Source organism: Actinosynnema sp. NPDC050436, assembly GCF_040655415.1.
Classification (GTDB): domain Bacteria; phylum Actinomycetota; class Actinomycetes; order Mycobacteriales; family Pseudonocardiaceae; genus Actinosynnema.
Map to the genome: position 1 here is coordinate 269,634 of NZ_JBFAJV010000006.1, position 15,682 is coordinate 285,315.

15 protein-coding genes are annotated in these 15,682 nt (G+C 75.2%); 8 read left to right on the top strand and 7 right to left on the bottom strand.

The window, feature by feature from the left end:
* Positions 1-49 precede the first annotated feature (49 nt).
* The 4 genes from AB0I60_RS18045 to AB0I60_RS18060 are packed head-to-tail and all read left to right on the top strand — an operon-like array spanning position 50 to position 3,354.
* Positions 50-1,231 (top strand): MFS transporter, encoded by a 1,182-nt coding sequence (locus tag AB0I60_RS18045; protein ID WP_360731173.1) that lies wholly within the window; start codon positions 50-52, stop codon positions 1,229-1,231.
* Entirely contained in the window at positions 1,221-2,186 is a 966-nt protein-coding gene (locus AB0I60_RS18050; protein WP_360731175.1) for a DMT family transporter, read from the top strand. The genes AB0I60_RS18045 and AB0I60_RS18050 overlap by 11 nt, the downstream gene beginning before the upstream one ends.
* Complete coding sequence (locus tag AB0I60_RS18055) at positions 2,183-3,040, top strand: bifunctional methylenetetrahydrofolate dehydrogenase/methenyltetrahydrofolate cyclohydrolase (RefSeq protein WP_360731177.1); 858 nt, start codon at positions 2,183-2,185, stop codon at positions 3,038-3,040. Before AB0I60_RS18050 ends, AB0I60_RS18055 begins: the two co-directional genes overlap by 4 nt.
* 20 nt (positions 3,041-3,060) lie before the next feature.
* Positions 3,061-3,354, top strand: coding sequence for a DUF3017 domain-containing protein (locus AB0I60_RS18060; protein WP_360731357.1), 294 nt, complete (start codon positions 3,061-3,063; stop codon positions 3,352-3,354).
* A gap of 10 nt (positions 3,355-3,364) precedes the next feature.
* Here the strand turns inward: AB0I60_RS18060 and AB0I60_RS18065 are convergent, their stop codons facing one another.
* Entirely contained in the window at positions 3,365-3,928 is a 564-nt protein-coding gene (locus AB0I60_RS18065; protein WP_360731179.1) for a TetR family transcriptional regulator, read from the bottom strand.
* Positions 3,929-4,005: 77 nt separating this feature from the next.
* On the opposite strand from AB0I60_RS18065, the gene AB0I60_RS18070 reads away from it, so the two are divergent.
* The 3 genes from AB0I60_RS18070 to AB0I60_RS18080 all read left to right on the top strand — a co-directional run bounded on the left by AB0I60_RS18070 (position 4,006) and on the right by AB0I60_RS18080 (position 6,152).
* Entirely contained in the window at positions 4,006-4,566 is a 561-nt protein-coding gene (locus tag AB0I60_RS18070; protein WP_360731181.1) for a dihydrofolate reductase family protein, read from the top strand.
* Positions 4,567-4,732: 166 nt separating this feature from the next.
* On the top strand, positions 4,733-5,152 hold the full coding sequence (locus tag AB0I60_RS18075; RefSeq protein ID WP_360731182.1) for a hypothetical protein: 420 nt from the start codon (positions 4,733-4,735) through the stop codon (positions 5,150-5,152).
* A gap of 121 nt (positions 5,153-5,273) precedes the next feature.
* Positions 5,274-6,152 (top strand): AraC family transcriptional regulator, encoded by an 879-nt coding sequence (locus tag AB0I60_RS18080; RefSeq protein WP_360731184.1) that lies wholly within the window; start codon positions 5,274-5,276, stop codon positions 6,150-6,152.
* Positions 6,153-6,202: 50 nt separating this feature from the next.
* On the opposite strand, the gene AB0I60_RS18085 is transcribed toward AB0I60_RS18080, so the two are convergent.
* From AB0I60_RS18085 to AB0I60_RS18100, 4 genes are all read right to left on the bottom strand, one after another.
* The gene (locus AB0I60_RS18085) at positions 6,203-9,499 is read right to left on the bottom strand and encodes an error-prone DNA polymerase (RefSeq protein WP_360731186.1); all 3,297 of its coding nucleotides are present in this window, start codon (positions 9,497-9,499) and stop codon (positions 6,203-6,205) included.
* A gap of 1 nt (position 9,500) precedes the next feature.
* Complete coding sequence (locus AB0I60_RS18090; protein ID WP_360731188.1) at positions 9,501-9,662, bottom strand: hypothetical protein; 162 nt, start codon at positions 9,660-9,662, stop codon at positions 9,501-9,503.
* The gene (locus AB0I60_RS18095; RefSeq protein ID WP_360731189.1) at positions 9,662-11,236 is read right to left on the bottom strand and encodes a DNA polymerase Y family protein; all 1,575 of its coding nucleotides are present in this window, start codon (positions 11,234-11,236) and stop codon (positions 9,662-9,664) included. The genes AB0I60_RS18090 and AB0I60_RS18095 overlap by 1 nt, the downstream gene beginning before the upstream one ends.
* Positions 11,237-11,571: 335 nt before the next feature.
* Positions 11,572-12,246, bottom strand: coding sequence for a hypothetical protein (locus tag AB0I60_RS18100; protein ID WP_360731191.1), 675 nt, complete (start codon positions 12,244-12,246; stop codon positions 11,572-11,574).
* A gap of 473 nt (positions 12,247-12,719) precedes the next feature.
* Here AB0I60_RS18100 and AB0I60_RS18105 point away from each other — a divergent pair, with 473 nt between their 5' ends.
* Positions 12,720-13,304 carry a hypothetical protein gene (locus tag AB0I60_RS18105; protein WP_360731192.1) on the top strand — a complete coding sequence of 195 codons (585 nt, stop codon included), beginning with the start codon at positions 12,720-12,722 and terminating at the stop codon, positions 13,302-13,304.
* A gap of 144 nt (positions 13,305-13,448) precedes the next feature.
* Here the strand turns inward: AB0I60_RS18105 and purH are convergent, their stop codons facing one another.
* Entirely contained in the window at positions 13,449-15,032 is a 1,584-nt protein-coding gene (purH, locus tag AB0I60_RS18110) for a bifunctional phosphoribosylaminoimidazolecarboxamide formyltransferase/IMP cyclohydrolase (protein WP_360731194.1), read from the bottom strand.
* Positions 15,029-15,664, bottom strand: a complete 636-nt coding sequence (gene purN, locus AB0I60_RS18115) for a phosphoribosylglycinamide formyltransferase (RefSeq protein WP_360731359.1) — start codon at positions 15,662-15,664, stop codon at positions 15,029-15,031. The genes purH and purN overlap by 4 nt, the downstream gene beginning before the upstream one ends.
* Positions 15,665-15,682 lie beyond the last annotated feature (18 nt).

Below are 15,682 nucleotides of genomic sequence, written 5' to 3' on the forward strand. Positions count from 1 at the left end.
CGGATGTCGACACCGGGTCGAGGGGGCCGGTCGGGTGCAGAGTGGACGGGTGCTCCGCCCCTACCGCGAACTCGCGGCGACCCCCGGACTGCCGTCGCTGCTGCTGTGGTCGGTGCTCGGCCGGGTGCACCTCCCGGGCACGCCGCTCGCGTCGTCGTTCCTGATCGCCGGGTGGACCGGGTCGCACGCGGTGGCGGGGCTGGTCGGCGGCGTGTTCGCCGTCGGCCCGGGCGTGGCGAGCCCGCTGCGCGGACGTGCCGCCGACCGCGACCCGTCCAGTCGGTTGCTGCTGGTCACGGCCGTGGGCTACAGGCCGGCGAGCGCGGTCGCGGGGCCGCTGCCGGTGCTGCCGGCACCGGGCTGGTGGCCGCTGTCGGTGGTCGTGGCGGCGCTGGCCGGGATGTCCGTGCCGCCGGTGACCCAGCTCAGCCGGGCGAGCTTCCCGAGGCCGGCCACCGGGCCGGCGCGGCAGGCGGTGTTCACCGTCGAGGCGTCCGTGCAGGTGCTGGTCCACGTCGTCGGGCCCGCGCTGACGGCGCTCGTCGTGGCCGTTGCGGACCCCCGAACCGCGCTGGGGGTGCTCGGCGCGTTCGGGTCCCGGGCCGCGCTGCGCCGGGCCGGGCCGGACGAGCCGCCGCCGCGCGCGCACCGGGCCGGCGGGCGGACGCTGCTCACCGACCGGTCGATGGTGTTCGCGCTGGGCACCGGGCTGTGCGTGGTGGCGGCGCTGGTGTCGGTGGACGTGCTGGTCATCGCGTGGGCGCGCGACCTGGGCAGCCCGGCCCTGGCCGGTGCGCTGACCGCCGCGTGGGGCGTCGGGTCGGTGCTCGGCGGGTTGGTCGTCGGCGGGTGGGCCGGCGAGTTCCGGCCGGCCCGGCGGCCGGCGGTGCCGGCGCTCGGCGTGGCGGCCCTGGTGCCGGTGCTGCCGCCGGTCACGTCGTCCTCGGCGTGGGTGGTCGGCGCGGTGCCGGCGGTGGGCGGGGTGGCGATCGCGGCCACCAACGCCCGGCTCAGCGACCTCGCGCCGGAGGGGCGCAAGGCCGAGGCGTTCGGGTGGATGAGCGCGTTCAGCACCGCCGGTTCGGCGCTGGTCCTGCCCGCGACGGGGTGGCTGCTCGACGACGTCGGGCCCGCTGCGGCGGCCGGGGCGAGCGCGGCGGCGGCCCCGGGGGCGGTCGCGCTGTCGACCGGCGTGCGGGTGCCCCGGCTCGGGGGACGGGATGTTGGGTGACGTCCGGGTGCTCGGTGCGCTGTTCGCGTTCGTGGGCGAGGTGTTCCTGGCGGTGCAGGGGCGGATCAACGGTCAGCTCGGGTCCGCGCTCGGGGACGGGTTCCTCGCCGCGCTGGTGTCGTTCGGCGGCGGGGTGGCGGTGCTGCTGGTCGCCGTGCCCGCCACGCGGGCCGGGCGGGCGGGGCTGGTCCGGCTGCGGGGCGCGCTGCGCGGCGGCGGCCTCCGCTGGTGGCAGTGCGCCGGCGGGGCGTGCGGGGCGTTCTTCGTGTCCGCGCAGGGCCTGACCGTCCCGGTGCTGGGCGTGGCGACGTTCACCGTGGCGGTGGTCGCGGCGCAGGTGGTCGGCAGCCTGCTGGTCGACCGGGCGGGCATCGGGCCCGCCGGGGTGCGGCCGTTCACCTGGCCGCGCGTCGCCGGGGCCGGGCTCGCGGTGGTCGCGGTCGGCGTCGCGGTGTCCGACGAGCTGGGCCGGCCGGCGGCGCTGTGGCCGGCGCTGCTGCCCGCCCTGGCCGGGTTCGGGCTGGGCTGGCAGCAGGCGGTGAACGGGCTGGTGTGGGAGGCCGCGCGCAGCACCCGGGTGACGACGCTGGTCAACTTCGCCACCGGCTCGGTCGTGCTGGCGGTGGTGTGCGCGGTGGACGTCACGGTGCGCGGGCTGCCGGCCGCCGCGCCGGGCGAGCCGTGGCTGTACGCGGGCGGCGTGCTGGGGATCGTGGCCATCGGCACGGCGGTGGTGGCGGTCCGGTACAGCGGGGTCCTGCTGGTCGGGCTGGGCCAGGTGGCCGGGCAGCTGGTGGGCGCGGTGGCGGTGGACGCCGTGGTGCCGGCGGCCGGTGGGCTGTCCCCGGTGACCGTGGTCGGCACGGCGTTGACCCTGGTCGCGGTGGGCGTCGCCGCGCTGCCCGCCCGGCGGCGCGGCCGGCCCGCGCGGCGGATGGGAGGATGGCGCGCGTGACGGCGACGATCCTCAACGGCAGGGCCACCCGGGACTCGATCTTCGAAGACCTCCGCGCGCGGGTCGCGGCGCTGGTCGAACGGGGGGTGACGCCGGGCCTGGCCACCGTGCTGGTCGGCGACGACCCCGGGTCGCACTCGTACGTCAAGGGCAAGCACACCGCGTGCGCGAAGGTCGGCATCACCTCGATCCGCCGCGACCTGCCCGCCGACACCACGCAGGAGCAGCTCGAGGCCGTCATCGACGAGCTGAACGCCGACCCGGCGTGCACCGCCTACATCGTGCAGCTCCCGCTGCCGAAGCACCTGGACGCCAACGCGGTCCTGGAGCGCATCGACCCGGCCAAGGACGGCGACGGCCTGCACCCGGTCAACCTGGGCAAGCTCGTCCTCGGCGACGAGGCACCGCTGCCCGCCACGCCGCGCGGCGTGGTCGAGCTGCTGCGCCGGTACGAGGTGCCGATCGCGGGCGCGAACGTGACCGTCGTGGGTCGCGGCGTGACGGTCGGGCGGCCGATCGGCCTGCTGCTGACCCGGCGCAGCGAGAACGCCACGGTCACCCTGTGCCACACCGGCACCAAGGACCTGGCCGCCGAAGTGCGGCGGGCGGACATCGTGGTCGCGGGCGCGGGCAGCCCCGGCCTGATCACCCCGGACATGGTGAAGCCCGGCGCGGCCGTGGTGGACGTCGGCATCACCCGCACGGAGGCCGGCCTGGTCGGCGACGTGCACCCGGACGTGGCCGGGGTCGCCGGGTTCCTGGCGCCCATCCCGGGTGGCGCGGGCCCCATGACCATCGCCATGCTGCTCACCAACACGGTCGAGGCGGCCGAGCGCGGCCTCGACCGGGACTGAGGGCGGGAGCGGTGGAACTGATGCCGGAGCAGCGCTGGCGGTCGGCGGCGGGACAGCACCTGCCGTTCGCGCTGGTGCTGGCCGTGGTCGGGCTGGGCGTGCTGCGCGTCGTGCAGTACCACTGGCGGCAGGGCGCGGTGCTGATCGGCGTGGCGCTGCTGCTCGCGGCGCTGCTGCGGGTGCTGGTGACCGACGAGCAGGCGGGCCTGATCGCGATCCGCAGCCGGGGCGTGGACGCGTTGCTGTACTCGGGGCTGGGCATCGCCGTGATCGGCGTCGCCATGACCATCATCGGCGGCCCCCTGAGCCGCTAGCCCCCGTCCGCTAGAGCCGGTCGACCAGGGCGGCGATCAGGTCGTCCAGGGTGTCGGCCGGCAGGACGTCGGGCAGGGTCAGGTGCTCGACCACCAGGCCCGTCATCGCCAGGTAGAGCCCGACGACGGTGGTCCGGTCCCCCGGCAGGCCGATGTCGAGGTGGTAGCGGACGTTGTCCTCCAGGTTCCGGGCGATCGTCCCGGTCAGGTCCGCCCGCAGGCCGGGCCGCCGGGTCGCCTCCAGGCGCAGTTCGAGCAGGGCCAGGTAGCCGGCGCGGTCGTGCGAGAGCCGCGCGAGGATGTCCTTCATCAGTGCCAGGACCAGGGCCTTGTCCCGGTCGGCGCGCAGGAGGGCGGCGAGCCGCTCCGGGTCGGGCTGGAGCCGCACGTGGATGTGCTCCCCCACGTGGCGCAGCAGGTCGTCCCGGTTGGCGAAGTAGTTCGACGCGGTGCCCGCCGGCACGCGCGCCTCCACGTCGACGGCGCGGAACGTCAAGCCGCGCGCGCCCTCGCGCGCCAGCACCTCGATCGCCGCGTCCACCAGCGCCGTCCGCCGGGCCGGGTTGCTGACCACGCGTCCTCCTCGACCTGTGCCCGCTTGACAACCACTACAGGCAGAGTACTACAGTCGGAGTGGTTACGGGAGGAAACATGCGAGAACTGACCTACCTGGTTGCCACGTCCCTCGACGGCTTCATCGCCGCCCCGGACGGCGGCGTCGGCGATTTCCTGTACGAGGGCGACCACATGCCGGCCCTGTTCGAGGAGTACCCGGACACGCTGCCCGCGCAGGCGCGCGAGGCGCTCGGCATCGACGTGCCGAACCCGAACTTCGACACCGTGCTGATGGGCCGGGCCACCTACCAGGTGCCGGGCGGGCTGCCGAGCCCGTACCCGCACCTGCGGCAGTACGTGGTGTCCTCCACCGTCCAGGACGCGCCGAGCGACGTGGAGGTCGTCTCCGGCGACGTGCTCGCCAAGGTCCGCGAGCTCAAGGCCGAGGACGGGCTGGGCATCTACCTGTGCGGCGGCGGGAAGCTGGCCGCCGCGCTGCTGCCGGAGATCGACCGGCTGGTGCTCAAGGTGCACCCGATCGTGCTGGGGCACGGCATCCCGCTGTTCGACGGCGACATCCCGGCTGCACGGTTCACGCCGACCGCGACGCGGGCGTTCACCACCGGCGTCGTCTTCACGACCTACGCCGCGTCGTGACACCCATCCGTCTATTGTGGACAGTGTGAACAACTCTTTGCCACAAGAGGCGTTGGTTGGCAAGCCCGTCGCGCTGTGACGGTGGACGCGCCCGGACGGCGGTAGGTGCCCGGACGTGCCCTGGGCATCCTCAAGAGGTCCAGACCAATCACGCAATGGGGGCATTGTGCGGAAAACCAACAGCAGCAAGCGCGTCATCCGGACCGTCGCGGCCGTGGCGGTGGCGGCCGGCGCGCTGACCGTCTCGGCGGGCACGTCCGTCGCGGCCACCGGCACCGTCGGCGCGCTGTCCGGCTGCACCACCACGAACCTCTCCGTCGTCCCGGCGACCCGCACGGCCGACTGGACGGTGTCCTGCACCGACCGCCGGTACGTGTACGCCGACGTCACGGTGTTCGCGGGCGGCGTGGCGGACAGCAACCCGTCGGAGGCGCAGTGGGTCAACGCCGGCTCCAGCTGGCAGGACCACAACGTCTACCCGCAGACCACCCCGGCCGTGGACCACATCTGCGTGCACATCGTCACCTACGTCGACCCCACCGACCCGTTCGAGCAGCCGCAGGTGATCGGGCACTCCTGCGTGTGACCCGTGACCGCCGGCCACGCCCGGCGTAGCGATCGCACGTGAAAGCGGACCGCGTCGCGGTCGTCCCCGGTGGGCCCGCCGGGGACGACCGCGACGCCGGCCGAATGGCTAGCCTGGCGGGGTGTTCGACTCGCCCGACTTCGACCTGGCGCCGTACGCGGGGTTCGACGTGCCGGCGCACGTGCGGCGCACCTACTGCTCCTGGGGCGACGCGGGCTGGCGGTCGGTGCTCGTGCAGTGCTTCGACCACGTGCCCGAGGCGGAGCAGGTCCACCTGCCCGGCGTGGCCGACCTGCACCTGGTGCTCTACGCGGCCGGGGACGTGGTCATGCGCACCGCCGACGGCGGCAGGCCGGTCCGCCGCCGTCGCGTCCCCGGAGACCTGGAACTCGTGGTGCCCGGCCGGGCGAGCGTGCGCGACTACCGGACGACGTCGGCGATGCGCACCGTCCAGGTCCACGTCCCGTCGGGGACGGTCGAGCGGACCGCAGCCCGGCTCGGCGGGGCGGAACCGGACTTCGAGGCGCTCGCGGCCTCGCTGGGCGCGGGCGACCCCGTCCTGGAACACCTCGTCCGGGCGCTGCCCGCCGCCGGCGGCGCGGACGACCTCTACGCGGAGACGGCCGCCGACTTCCTCGTCACCCACCTGCTGACCCGGGGCCGCCACGAACCGCTGCGGGGCCCCGAACACGCGGCCGTCCGCGCGGCCGTCGCGGTCATGCGCGACCGGCTGGCCGAACCGCTGACCCTGGCCGACATCGCCGCCGAGGCGCACCTGAGCGCGTACCACTTCAGCCGGGTCTTCCGGGCGACCACCGGCGAAACACCCCACCGCTTCCTCACCCGGCTCCGCATCGAACGGGCGCAACGGCTGCTGTCGGGCAGCGACCTGACCATCGCTCAGATCGCCGCGCGGTGCGGTTTCGCCACCCCGGGAGCACTGTCGACGGCCTTCCTGCACCACGTCGGAGTCCGCCCGTCGACGTACCGCAAGAGGTAGCCGGCGCCGGAGTGGCGGGCAGACGGCGGCGTCCGTGGTCACAAAGTCCGTCAGCGGAAGTCGCGGGAGCGGGAGGGGATGCGCAGGACCAGGGGTTGCAGGTGCTCCGCGCGCAGGCCGACCACCCCCTCCTCCTTCTCCAGCACGCCCCGGACCAGCAGGGCGGGGCTGGAACGGGCGATCCGGCGGTACCGGACCCACAGGCCGGCGGAGCACACCACGTTGACCATGCCGGTCTCGTCCTCCAGGTTCAGGAACGTGACGCCGCCCGCCGTCGCCGGGCGCTGGCGGTGCGTCACCGCGCCGCCCACCAGGACCTTGGCCCGGTCCGCCGCGTGCGCCAGGTCCGCCGTGGTCAGCGCGCCCAGGCCGGTCAGGTGCTCCCGGACGAACTGGGTCGGGAAGCTGTCCGGGGACAGGTCCAGCGCCCACACGTCGGCCACCGCCAGCTCCACCTCGTCCATGCCGGGCAGCGGCGGGGCCTCGGTGCCGACCTCGGTGCCCGGCAGCCGGTCCGGGCGGATGCCGGCGATCGCACCCGCCGCCCACAGCGCCGCGCGCCGGTCCACGTCGAAGCAGCCGAAGGCGCCGGCGGTGGCCAGCGCCTCGGCCTGGGCCGAGGTCACCCGGACCCGGCTGCCGAAGTCCGCCATGTCCCGGTACGGCCCGGACCGGCGCTGCTCCACGATCGCCTCGGCCACCCGCTGCCCCACGGTGCGCACGCCCGCCAGGCCGATGCGGACGGCCTGCGCGCCGTCGACCCGTTCCAGCGTGGCGTGCGGGAGGCTCGCGTTCACGTCCGGCCCGAGCACCCGGACGCCGTGCCGGCGGGCGTCGGCGACCAGCGACTGCGGCGAGTAGAACCCCATCGGCTGCGCCCGCAGCAGCGCCGCGCAGAACGCCGCCGGGTGGTAGAGCTTGAACCACGCGCTGACGAACACCAGGTGCGCGAAGCTCAGCGCGTGGCTCTCCGGGAAGCCGAAGTTGGCGAACGCCACCAGCTTCGCGTAGATCCGCGCCGAGAGCTCCTCGTCCACGCCGTTGGCGCGGGCACCCTGGTAGAACCGCTCGCGCAGGCGTTCCATCCGGTGCGTGGAGCGCTTCGCGCCCATCGCCCGGCGCAGCTCGTCGGCCTCGGCCGGGGTGAAGTCCGCGACGTCCACGGCGATCTGCATCAACTGCTCCTGGAACAGCGGCACGCCCAGCGTCTTCTGCAACGCGCCCGCCAGCAGCGGGTGGTCGTGCTCCCACGCCTCGACCCCGTTGCGGCGGCGGATGTAGGGGTGCACCGACCCGCCCTGGATCGGGCCGGGCCGGATCAGCGCGACCTCGACCACCAGGTCGTAGAACTCCCGGGGCTTGAGCCGGGGCAGGGTGGCCATCTGGGCGCGGCTCTCGACCTGGAACACGCCGACGGAGTCGGCGCGCTGGAGCATCTCGTAGACCCCCTGGTCGGCCAGGTCGACCTTGCCCATGTCGACCTCGACGCCCTCGTGCTCGCGCACCAGGTCGATGGCGTAGTGCAGCGCCGACAGCATCCCCAGGCCCAGCATGTCGAACTTGACCAGGCCGATGGACGCGCAGTCGTCCTTGTCCCACTGCAGCACCGTGCGGTCCGCCATCCGGCCGCGCTCCACCGGGCACACCTCGCTCACCGGGCGGTCGCAGATCACCATCCCGCCGGAGTGGATGCCCAGGTGGCGCGGGAAGTTCTCCAGCTGCGCGGCGAGGTCCAGCACCGGGCCGGGGATGCCGCTCTCCTCAACCGAGGACCGCAGCGGTCCCCACCGGTCGATCTGCTTGCTCCACGCGTCCTGCTGGCCGGCCGAGTGGCCCAGGGCCCTGGCCACGTCCCGGATCGCCGAGCGGCTCCGGTAGCTGATGACGTTGGCGACCTGCGCGGCGTGCCGGCGGCCGTACTTCCGGTAGACGTACTGGATCGCCTCCTCGCGGCGGTCGGACTCGATGTCCAGGTCGATGTCGGGCGGGCCGTCCCGGGCCGGCGCGAGGAAGCGCTCGAAGAGCAGGTCGAAGCGGACCGCGTCGACGTTGGTGATGCCCAGGGCGTAGCAGACCGCCGAGTTCGCCGCCGACCCCCGGCCCTGGCACAGGATGTCGTTCTCCCGGCAGAAGCGCACGATGTCGTGCACCACCAGGAAGTAGCCCGGGAAGCCCAGCTCCTCGATGACCCGCAGCTCGTGCTCCACCTGGCGGTGCGCCTTGGGGTTCTCCTCGGGCGTCCCGTAGCGGCGGCGCGCGCCCGCCCGCGCGAGCGAGCGCAGGTGGCTGTTCTCGTCCTCGCCCGGCGGCACGTCGAACGGCGGCAGCTTCGGCGCGATCAGCTCCAGGTCGAACTGGCACTGCATCCCCAGCACGGCCGCGCGGTGCACCGCGCCCGGGAACCGGGCGAACCGGCGGGCTATCTCCTCGCCCGACCGCAGGCACGCGGTGCGCCCCGGCGGCAGCCAGCCCGCGATCTCGTCCAGGCTGCGCCGCGCCCGCACCGCCGCCATGGCCGCCGCCAGCCGGCCGCGCGCGGGCACCGCGTAGTGCACGGCGTTCGTCGCCACGGTCGGCAGCCCCAGCTCGTGCGCCATCCCCCACAGTAGGTCGTTGCGCGGCCCGTCCTCGGGGTAGCCGTGGTCCGTCAGCTCCACGAACACCCGGTCCGCGCCGTACGCCCCGACCAGCCGGCGCAGCTCCCCGAACGCCGCCTCCGGCCCCTCCCGCGCCAGCGCCCGCCGCACCGCGCCCTTGCGGCACCCGGTGAGCACGACGCACTCGTCCCGGGTGTCCGCGACGACCTCGTCCGGCGAGTACACCGGGCGGCCCTTCTCCGCGCCGTCCGCGAGCTGCCCGGTGGTGATGGTGCGGCACAGCGCGTGGTAGCCGGCCGCACCGGTCGCCAGCAGCAGCAGGTGCTCCCCCTCCGGGTCCGGGACGCCGTTCTGGGGCGCGGGGAGCCCGAGGCTCAGCTCGGTGCCGAACACCGTCCGCACCCCCAGCTCCTTGGCCGCCTGGGCGAACCGGACCACGCCGTACATGCCGTCGTGGTCGGTGAGGGCGACGCCGTCCAGGCCGAGCTGCTGCGCCGCCTCCACCAGCTCCTCGGGGTGGCTCGCGCCGTCCAGGAAGCTGAAGTTGGAGTGGCAGTGCAGTTCCACGTACGGCACGCGGGACCGGGTCGCGCCCAGCTCGTCGACCTTGACCGCGAGTTCCGGCGGCGCCTCGTAGCGCTCCCTGCGGTGCGTCCACGCCGGGCTGTCGCCGCCGTCCGGTCGCGGGGACCGGCCGGACAGCGCGCGTTCCAGCTCCGACCAGCGGACCGGCGGGTTGTCGAAGCCCACCTCAGAACTGCTCGTCCGGCGCGCGGCGCGGCAGCGGGACCAGCGGCGGCGTCCAGCCGGGGTTCACCGGGCACGCGGGGTCGCCCGCCTCGGCGGCGTCCCGCTCGCCGTGCAGCAGCCAGTCCGCCAGGCCCTGGTAGTCGTCGGAGAAGTCCCCGGCCATCAGTCGTACACCCCTTCCACCGCCCACTTCCCGCCCGCGCGGATCAGCAGGAACGCCAGTTGTGCGCCGTCCGGCGCGGTACCGAGCACCTGGAGCCGGGCCGCGCGCACCGCGTGCTCGCCGTCCCACCACCGTTCGTCCACCGGCCACGGCCCGGCCCACGCCACGACCTCGCGCGCCCGGCCGGCGTGCACGATCCGGTGCGGCCGGACGACCAGCTCGGCGTAGCCGGTGACCACGACGTCGCCGCCCGCCTCGTCCACCAGCGTCACCGGTTCCGGGCACGCGAAGACAGTGGCCGGTGACGGCGCGGGCAGCCGGCCGGGCCACGGCCGCGCCGGGTCGGTCGCCGGCACCCGCTCGTCGCCCCACGGCACCAGCCGGACCCGCTCCGCCGGACCGCGACCGCCCTGCGGCACCGGGGTGAGCACGGCGTCCGGCCCGAGCAGGCCCTGCACGTGGACCATCGCGCGGGCGGCGCGCTCGGCCGCCTCGCCCTGGTCCCGGCCCGCGCCCGGCCACAGGCCGAGCTGGAGCACGCCGGCGTCCACGACCTCCTCCGGGTCGAGCCGGAGCAGGTGCAGGCCGGAGGTGAGCCGCTCGCGGGTCAACCAGCCGTCGAGCTGCCAGCGCACCCGGTCGGCGATGCCCTGCGGGGTCAGCGGGTCCGCGCACCGCCACACCCGGCGCAGCTGCTCGCCGGTCTCCGTGACGGCCTCGATGGCGAGCCGGGTGCACGCCAGGCCACGATCGGCCAGCACCCGGTGCAGGCGTTCGGCGAGGGCCCTCGCGGCGAACGCGGCGGCGTCGACCCGCTCGACCGGCGGGTCCAGGCCCTGGGTCACCGCCAGCTCGACCGGCGGCCGGCGGCGGACCCGGGGGCGGCGCACCACGCCCGAGGCCAACCGGTGCGCGAGCACGGCGGACCGGCCGAACCGGCCCGCCACGTCGCGCTCCGGGACGGCGGCGAACGCGCCCAGCGTGCGCAGGCCGAGCCGGCGCAGCAGGTCGACCAGCTCGGCGCGGTCCGCGCGGCGCTCGGCGGCCGGGTCGAGCTCCCGGACGTCCAGCGGCGCCAGGAAGTCCGCCGTGCCGCCGGGCGGCACGACCAGGCCGCGCTGCGCGGCGAGGGTCGCGGCGAACAGGCCGTCCGCGAGGCCGACCTGCGCTTCGACGCCCGCGTGCACGGCGACGTGGTCGACCAGCCGCTCGGCCGCCCGCTCCGGCGACCCGTAGTAGCCGACCGGCCCCCGGGCGGCGACCACCACCAGACCGGGGCGGACCACCTCGATGCCCGGCGCGAGCTCCTCGACGGCCGCCGCGACCGGCTCGAACAGCCGGGCGTCGCGGGCGTCGTCGTCCTCGAAGACCACCAGTTCGGGGCACTGGCCCTGGGCGGCGCGCTTGCGCTGGCCGCGCCGCACGCCCTCCGCGCGGGCCACCGCCGAGCACGCCACCACCTCGTTGGCCCGGATCACCGCAGCCGGCACGTGCGGCGGCAGCGCGGCCTGCGCCGACGCCGCCACGACCGGCCAGTCAGGGCACCACACGGCGAGCGTGTACACGGCTGTCACCTCGTTCCTGGAAGGGGAATCCCCTGGTCAGCCCGCCGAGACGCCACGGAGCCGGCTGCGGGGCGGGGTCCGGGCGCACCGGCCGGGCCCAGGAGAAGAACGCGCTCAACACCGAGCAGCCCCCGGTAAGGCGCGCGAGGAGGTCGGGAAGCGCGCCCCGGCCGACGCCGGAGCCGGCACCACAACCGGCACCACAACGGGCATCGCAACCGCAGCCGTGCAGGACGATCCCCTGGAACACGGCCCGGTCGACTCCGACGCGGCACCGAACGAGCCCCCGGCACGCGGGCCGGTCGCCGACGCGGCACCGGACGAGTCCCGGGAACGCAGCGCGGTCAGCACTTGGCCACCGCCGGGACGGGGCGGAGGACCGGACGCGGCGCGGGGGTCGGCCGGCCCGGCAGGGGCAGGGTCGTCGTCCTCTCCCGCGCGGCGGCGCCGCGTCCGGTGGCACGCACGGTCACCGTCCGGGTGGTGAGCAGGCCGTGGCCCTCGCCCAGACCGCCCCACGGGCCGTAGGACGCGCGCAGTTCGACGTCCGCACCCGGCCACGGGCCGCCGAACGGCAGCAGGACCGCTTTGCGGTGCCGGGCGCGGGCGGAGAGCTTGCGCGCGGTCGCGGGCGTCACCGGGGTGGCCAGCGACACCACGTCGAAGCCGTCCAGCAGCGCCGCGACGGTCCGTTCGACCTCGCTCTGGTCCCTCCCAGGACGAGGGACCAGAGCGAGGCGGTGGACGGCCACCCCCAACTCGGCCGCCGCGAGTGCCCCACACCGCGGCAGGCCGGCGACGGCCGCCCAGCACCCTTCCGCTGTCGCCTCGGCCAGCAGCGTGAGCAGCAACGATGTCGACTCGCGTACCAACACCGTGCTGCCCCGCCGCAGGCCGCCCCACGGGAGGACGTCCGCCAGTTCCCCGCGAACCGGCAGGACCCCGGGCTGTGCCGAGGTCGACTCGCCCGCCGCGCCTACCCCGAGCGCGACCGGCGTCGCCGTTGCCGACCTGGACACCCACCCTCCTCCCACGAATCCGCGCGCACCCCTGTGCGCGGACCGCCGTGGGAAGCCGGCGACCTGTCCCTCGAACATCTGTTCGAACGATGTGGCGATCTTATCCCCTCCGGACCACCCGCTGTCAATGGCCACGATCCGGTGACTGGCACACTGCTCGGCGCAGCTTTCCGCGACGCACGGGGGGAACCGTGAACGCACCACAGGACCAGCCACCGCGCCCCGGACGGCCCGGCTTCGGCCAGACACCTCCCGGACCGCCGGGATACGGTGCGCCACGAGGGTTTCCGGGCCACGGACCGCCTCCCGGCGGTGGCCGACCGGGCGGCGGCCACCCGCAGCCGGGCGGCGGCCACCCGCAGCCGGGCGGCGGCCACCCGCAGCCGGGCGGCGGTCTCCCCGGCGGGTACCCGCAACCGGGCGGGTACGGTCCGCAGCCGGCGAAGAAGAAGCGCACGGGGCTGGTCGTCGGCTTGGCGGTGGGGGCCGTCGTGCTGGTCGTCGGCGGCGTGTTCGGCAAGCTGTACCTGGACTACAGCCGGGAGCCCGGCGGCGGCCCCGGTGAGCAGCCGATCCCCCGGTGCGAGATCAGCGAGGGGTTGCGGTCACAGGCGCACGTGAGCAGCTTCCGGCTGGTCCAGGCCCCGCACGAGGGCGAGAAGGGCCTCAAGCAGACGCACTGCGCGTGGGAGCAGACCAAGGGCGAGGACGGCCGCGACCCGCGCACCCTGAGCTTCCTGGTCTACGACTACGGCAGGTTCTCCGACAAGCAGGACCGGAACCTGGAGCAGGCGAAGAGCAACTACTCCGGGTTCACCTCCTACGCGTCCGGGCAGCAGGCCAAGCCCGTGCAGGGCCTCGGCGACGAGGCGATCCTCGTGGCACCGTCGGCGAAGGCGGACCTGACCGAGGTGAACCTGCTGGTGCGCAAGGGCGCGGTGGTGTGGAACATCCGCTACTCGGGGCGGGACAGGGGTTTCTTCAGCGACACCGAGTTCCCGGTCGAGGACGCCGAGGCCGTCGCCCGCAAGACCGCCGAGGAGCTGACCGGGCGCTGACACCCGGCAGCGCCGACCACGGCCGCGCACAGCAGCAGCGCGGACACGGCAGCGGGGCTCCCCGAACGAACCGGAGAGCCCCGCTGCCCAGCCGGACCACCGCGCGCAACCACCGCGCGAAATCAGTGCGGCGTCAGTGCGGCATCAGTGCGCGAAGTGCCGCGTACCGGTCAGGTAGACGGTCGCGCCCGCCGCCTCCGCCGCCGCGATGACCTCCGCGTCCCGCACCGAGCCGCCGGGCTGCACGACCGCGCGCACGCCGGCGTCCAGCAGCACCTGCAACCCGTCCGGGAACGGGAAGAACGCGTCCGACGCGGCCACCGCGCCGCGTGCCCGGTCACCGGCCCGCGCGACCGCGAGCCGCGCCGCGTCCACCCGGTTCACCTGGCCCATGCCGGCCCCGACGGTGGCACCGCCGGCGGCGAGCAGGATCGCGTTCGACTTGACCGCGCGGCACGCCCGCCACGCGAAGGCCAGGTCCGCGAGGCCCTCGGCGTCCAGCGCGGTGCCGCACGCCAGGGTCCAGTTGGCCGGGTCGTCGCCCTCGGCCTCGATGGTGTCCACGGCCTGCACCAGCAGCCCGCCGGACACCGCGCGCGTCTCCACGCCGCCCCGGCTCGGCTCGTCGGCCACCAGGATGCGGACGTTCTTCTTGCGCGACAGCACGTCCAGCGCACCGTCCGCGTAGGACGGCGCGATGATCACCTCGGTGAAGATCTCCGCGACCTGCTCGGCCAGCTCCACGGTCACCTCGCGGTTGGCCGCGATCACGCCGCCGAACGCGGACACCGGGTCGCACGCGTGCGCCCTGCGGTGCGCGTCCGCGATCGCGCCGGCACCCTCCACCGAGGACACCGCGATGCCGCACGGGTTGGCGTGCTTGATGATCGCCACGCACGGCAGCTCGTGGTCCCACGCCGCGCGCCACGCCGCGTCGGAGTCGACGAAGTTGTTGTAGGACATCTCCTTGCCGTGCAACTGCCGCGCGGTCGCCAGGCCGGTCCGCCCGTCGCCCTGCGTGTAGAGCGCGGCCTTCTGGTGCGGGTTCTCGCCGTAGCGCAGCACCTGCTTGCGGTCCCAGGTCGCGCCGACCCAGCCGGGGAAGCCGGAACCCTCGTCGTCGGCGGCGAGGGTGCTGCCCATCCAGGACGCGACGGCCACGTCGTAGGACGCGGTGTGCCGGAACGCCGCCGCCGCGAGCGCCTGCCGGTCCGCGAGCGTGAACCCGCCGGCCGCGACCTGCTCCAGCACCCACCCGTAGCGCGCCGGGTCCACGACGACGGCCACGCTCGCGTGGTTCTTCGCCGACGCCCGCACCATGGCCGGCCCGCCGATGTCGATCTGCTCGACGCACTCGTCCGGCGACGCGCCGGACGCCACGGTCCGGGCGAACGGGTAGAGGTTCACCACCAGCAGGTCGAACGGCGCGATGCCCAGCTCGTCCAGCTTCGCCACGTGCTCCGGCCGCCGGGTGTCGGCCAGCAGGCCCGCGTGCACGCCGGGGTGCAGCGTCTTGACCCGGCCGTCGAGCACCTCCGGGAACCCGGTCACGTCCTCCACCGGGGTCACCGGCACGCCGGCGTCGGCCAGCGCCTTGGCGGTGCCGCCGGTGGAGACGATCTCGACTCCGGCCGCGTGCAGGCCGGTGGCCAGTTCCAGCAGCCCCGACTTGTCGGAGACCCCGATCAGGGCCCGACGAACCGGTCGCCTCTCGGCAGGAGTGGTCACGGGATGCTCACCTTTCGTCCGTTCACGGTGCAGCCCTCGCGGGCCAGTCGGGCGACCACGTCCACCAGCAGCCGCCGCTCCACCACCTTGATGCGCTCGTGCAGGCTGTCGACGTCGTCACCGTCGCCGACGACGACGGCTTCCTGGGCCAGGATCGGCCCGGTGTCCACGCCGCCGTCCACCAGGTGCACGGTCGCGCCGGTGACCTTGACGCCGTAGTCGACGGCGTCCCGGACGCCGTGCGCGCCCGGGAACGCGGGCAGCAGCGCGGGGTGGGTGTTGACCGTCCGGCCGCCGAAGCGGGCCAGGAAGGCGGATCCGAGGATCTTCATGAACCCGGCGGTGACCACCAGGTCGGGCTCGTGCTCGGCGACCGAGGCGGTCAGCGCGGCGTCCCAGTCGTCCCGGGACGCGTGGTCGCGCAGCTTCACGGCGAAGCCGGGCACACCGGCCCGCTCGGCGCGGGCGAGGCCCTCGACGCCGGTCCGGTCCGCGCCCACCGCCACCACCCGCACGGGGTGGCCGGGGTCGGACGCGGCGTCCAGCAGCGCCTGCAAGAGGGTGCCGGAACCGGAGACGAGGACGACGACCCGCGCGGGGTTCGGAAGCCGGAGTGTGGTCGCGGCGCTCAGCGTGCTTCTCCTTGCTGG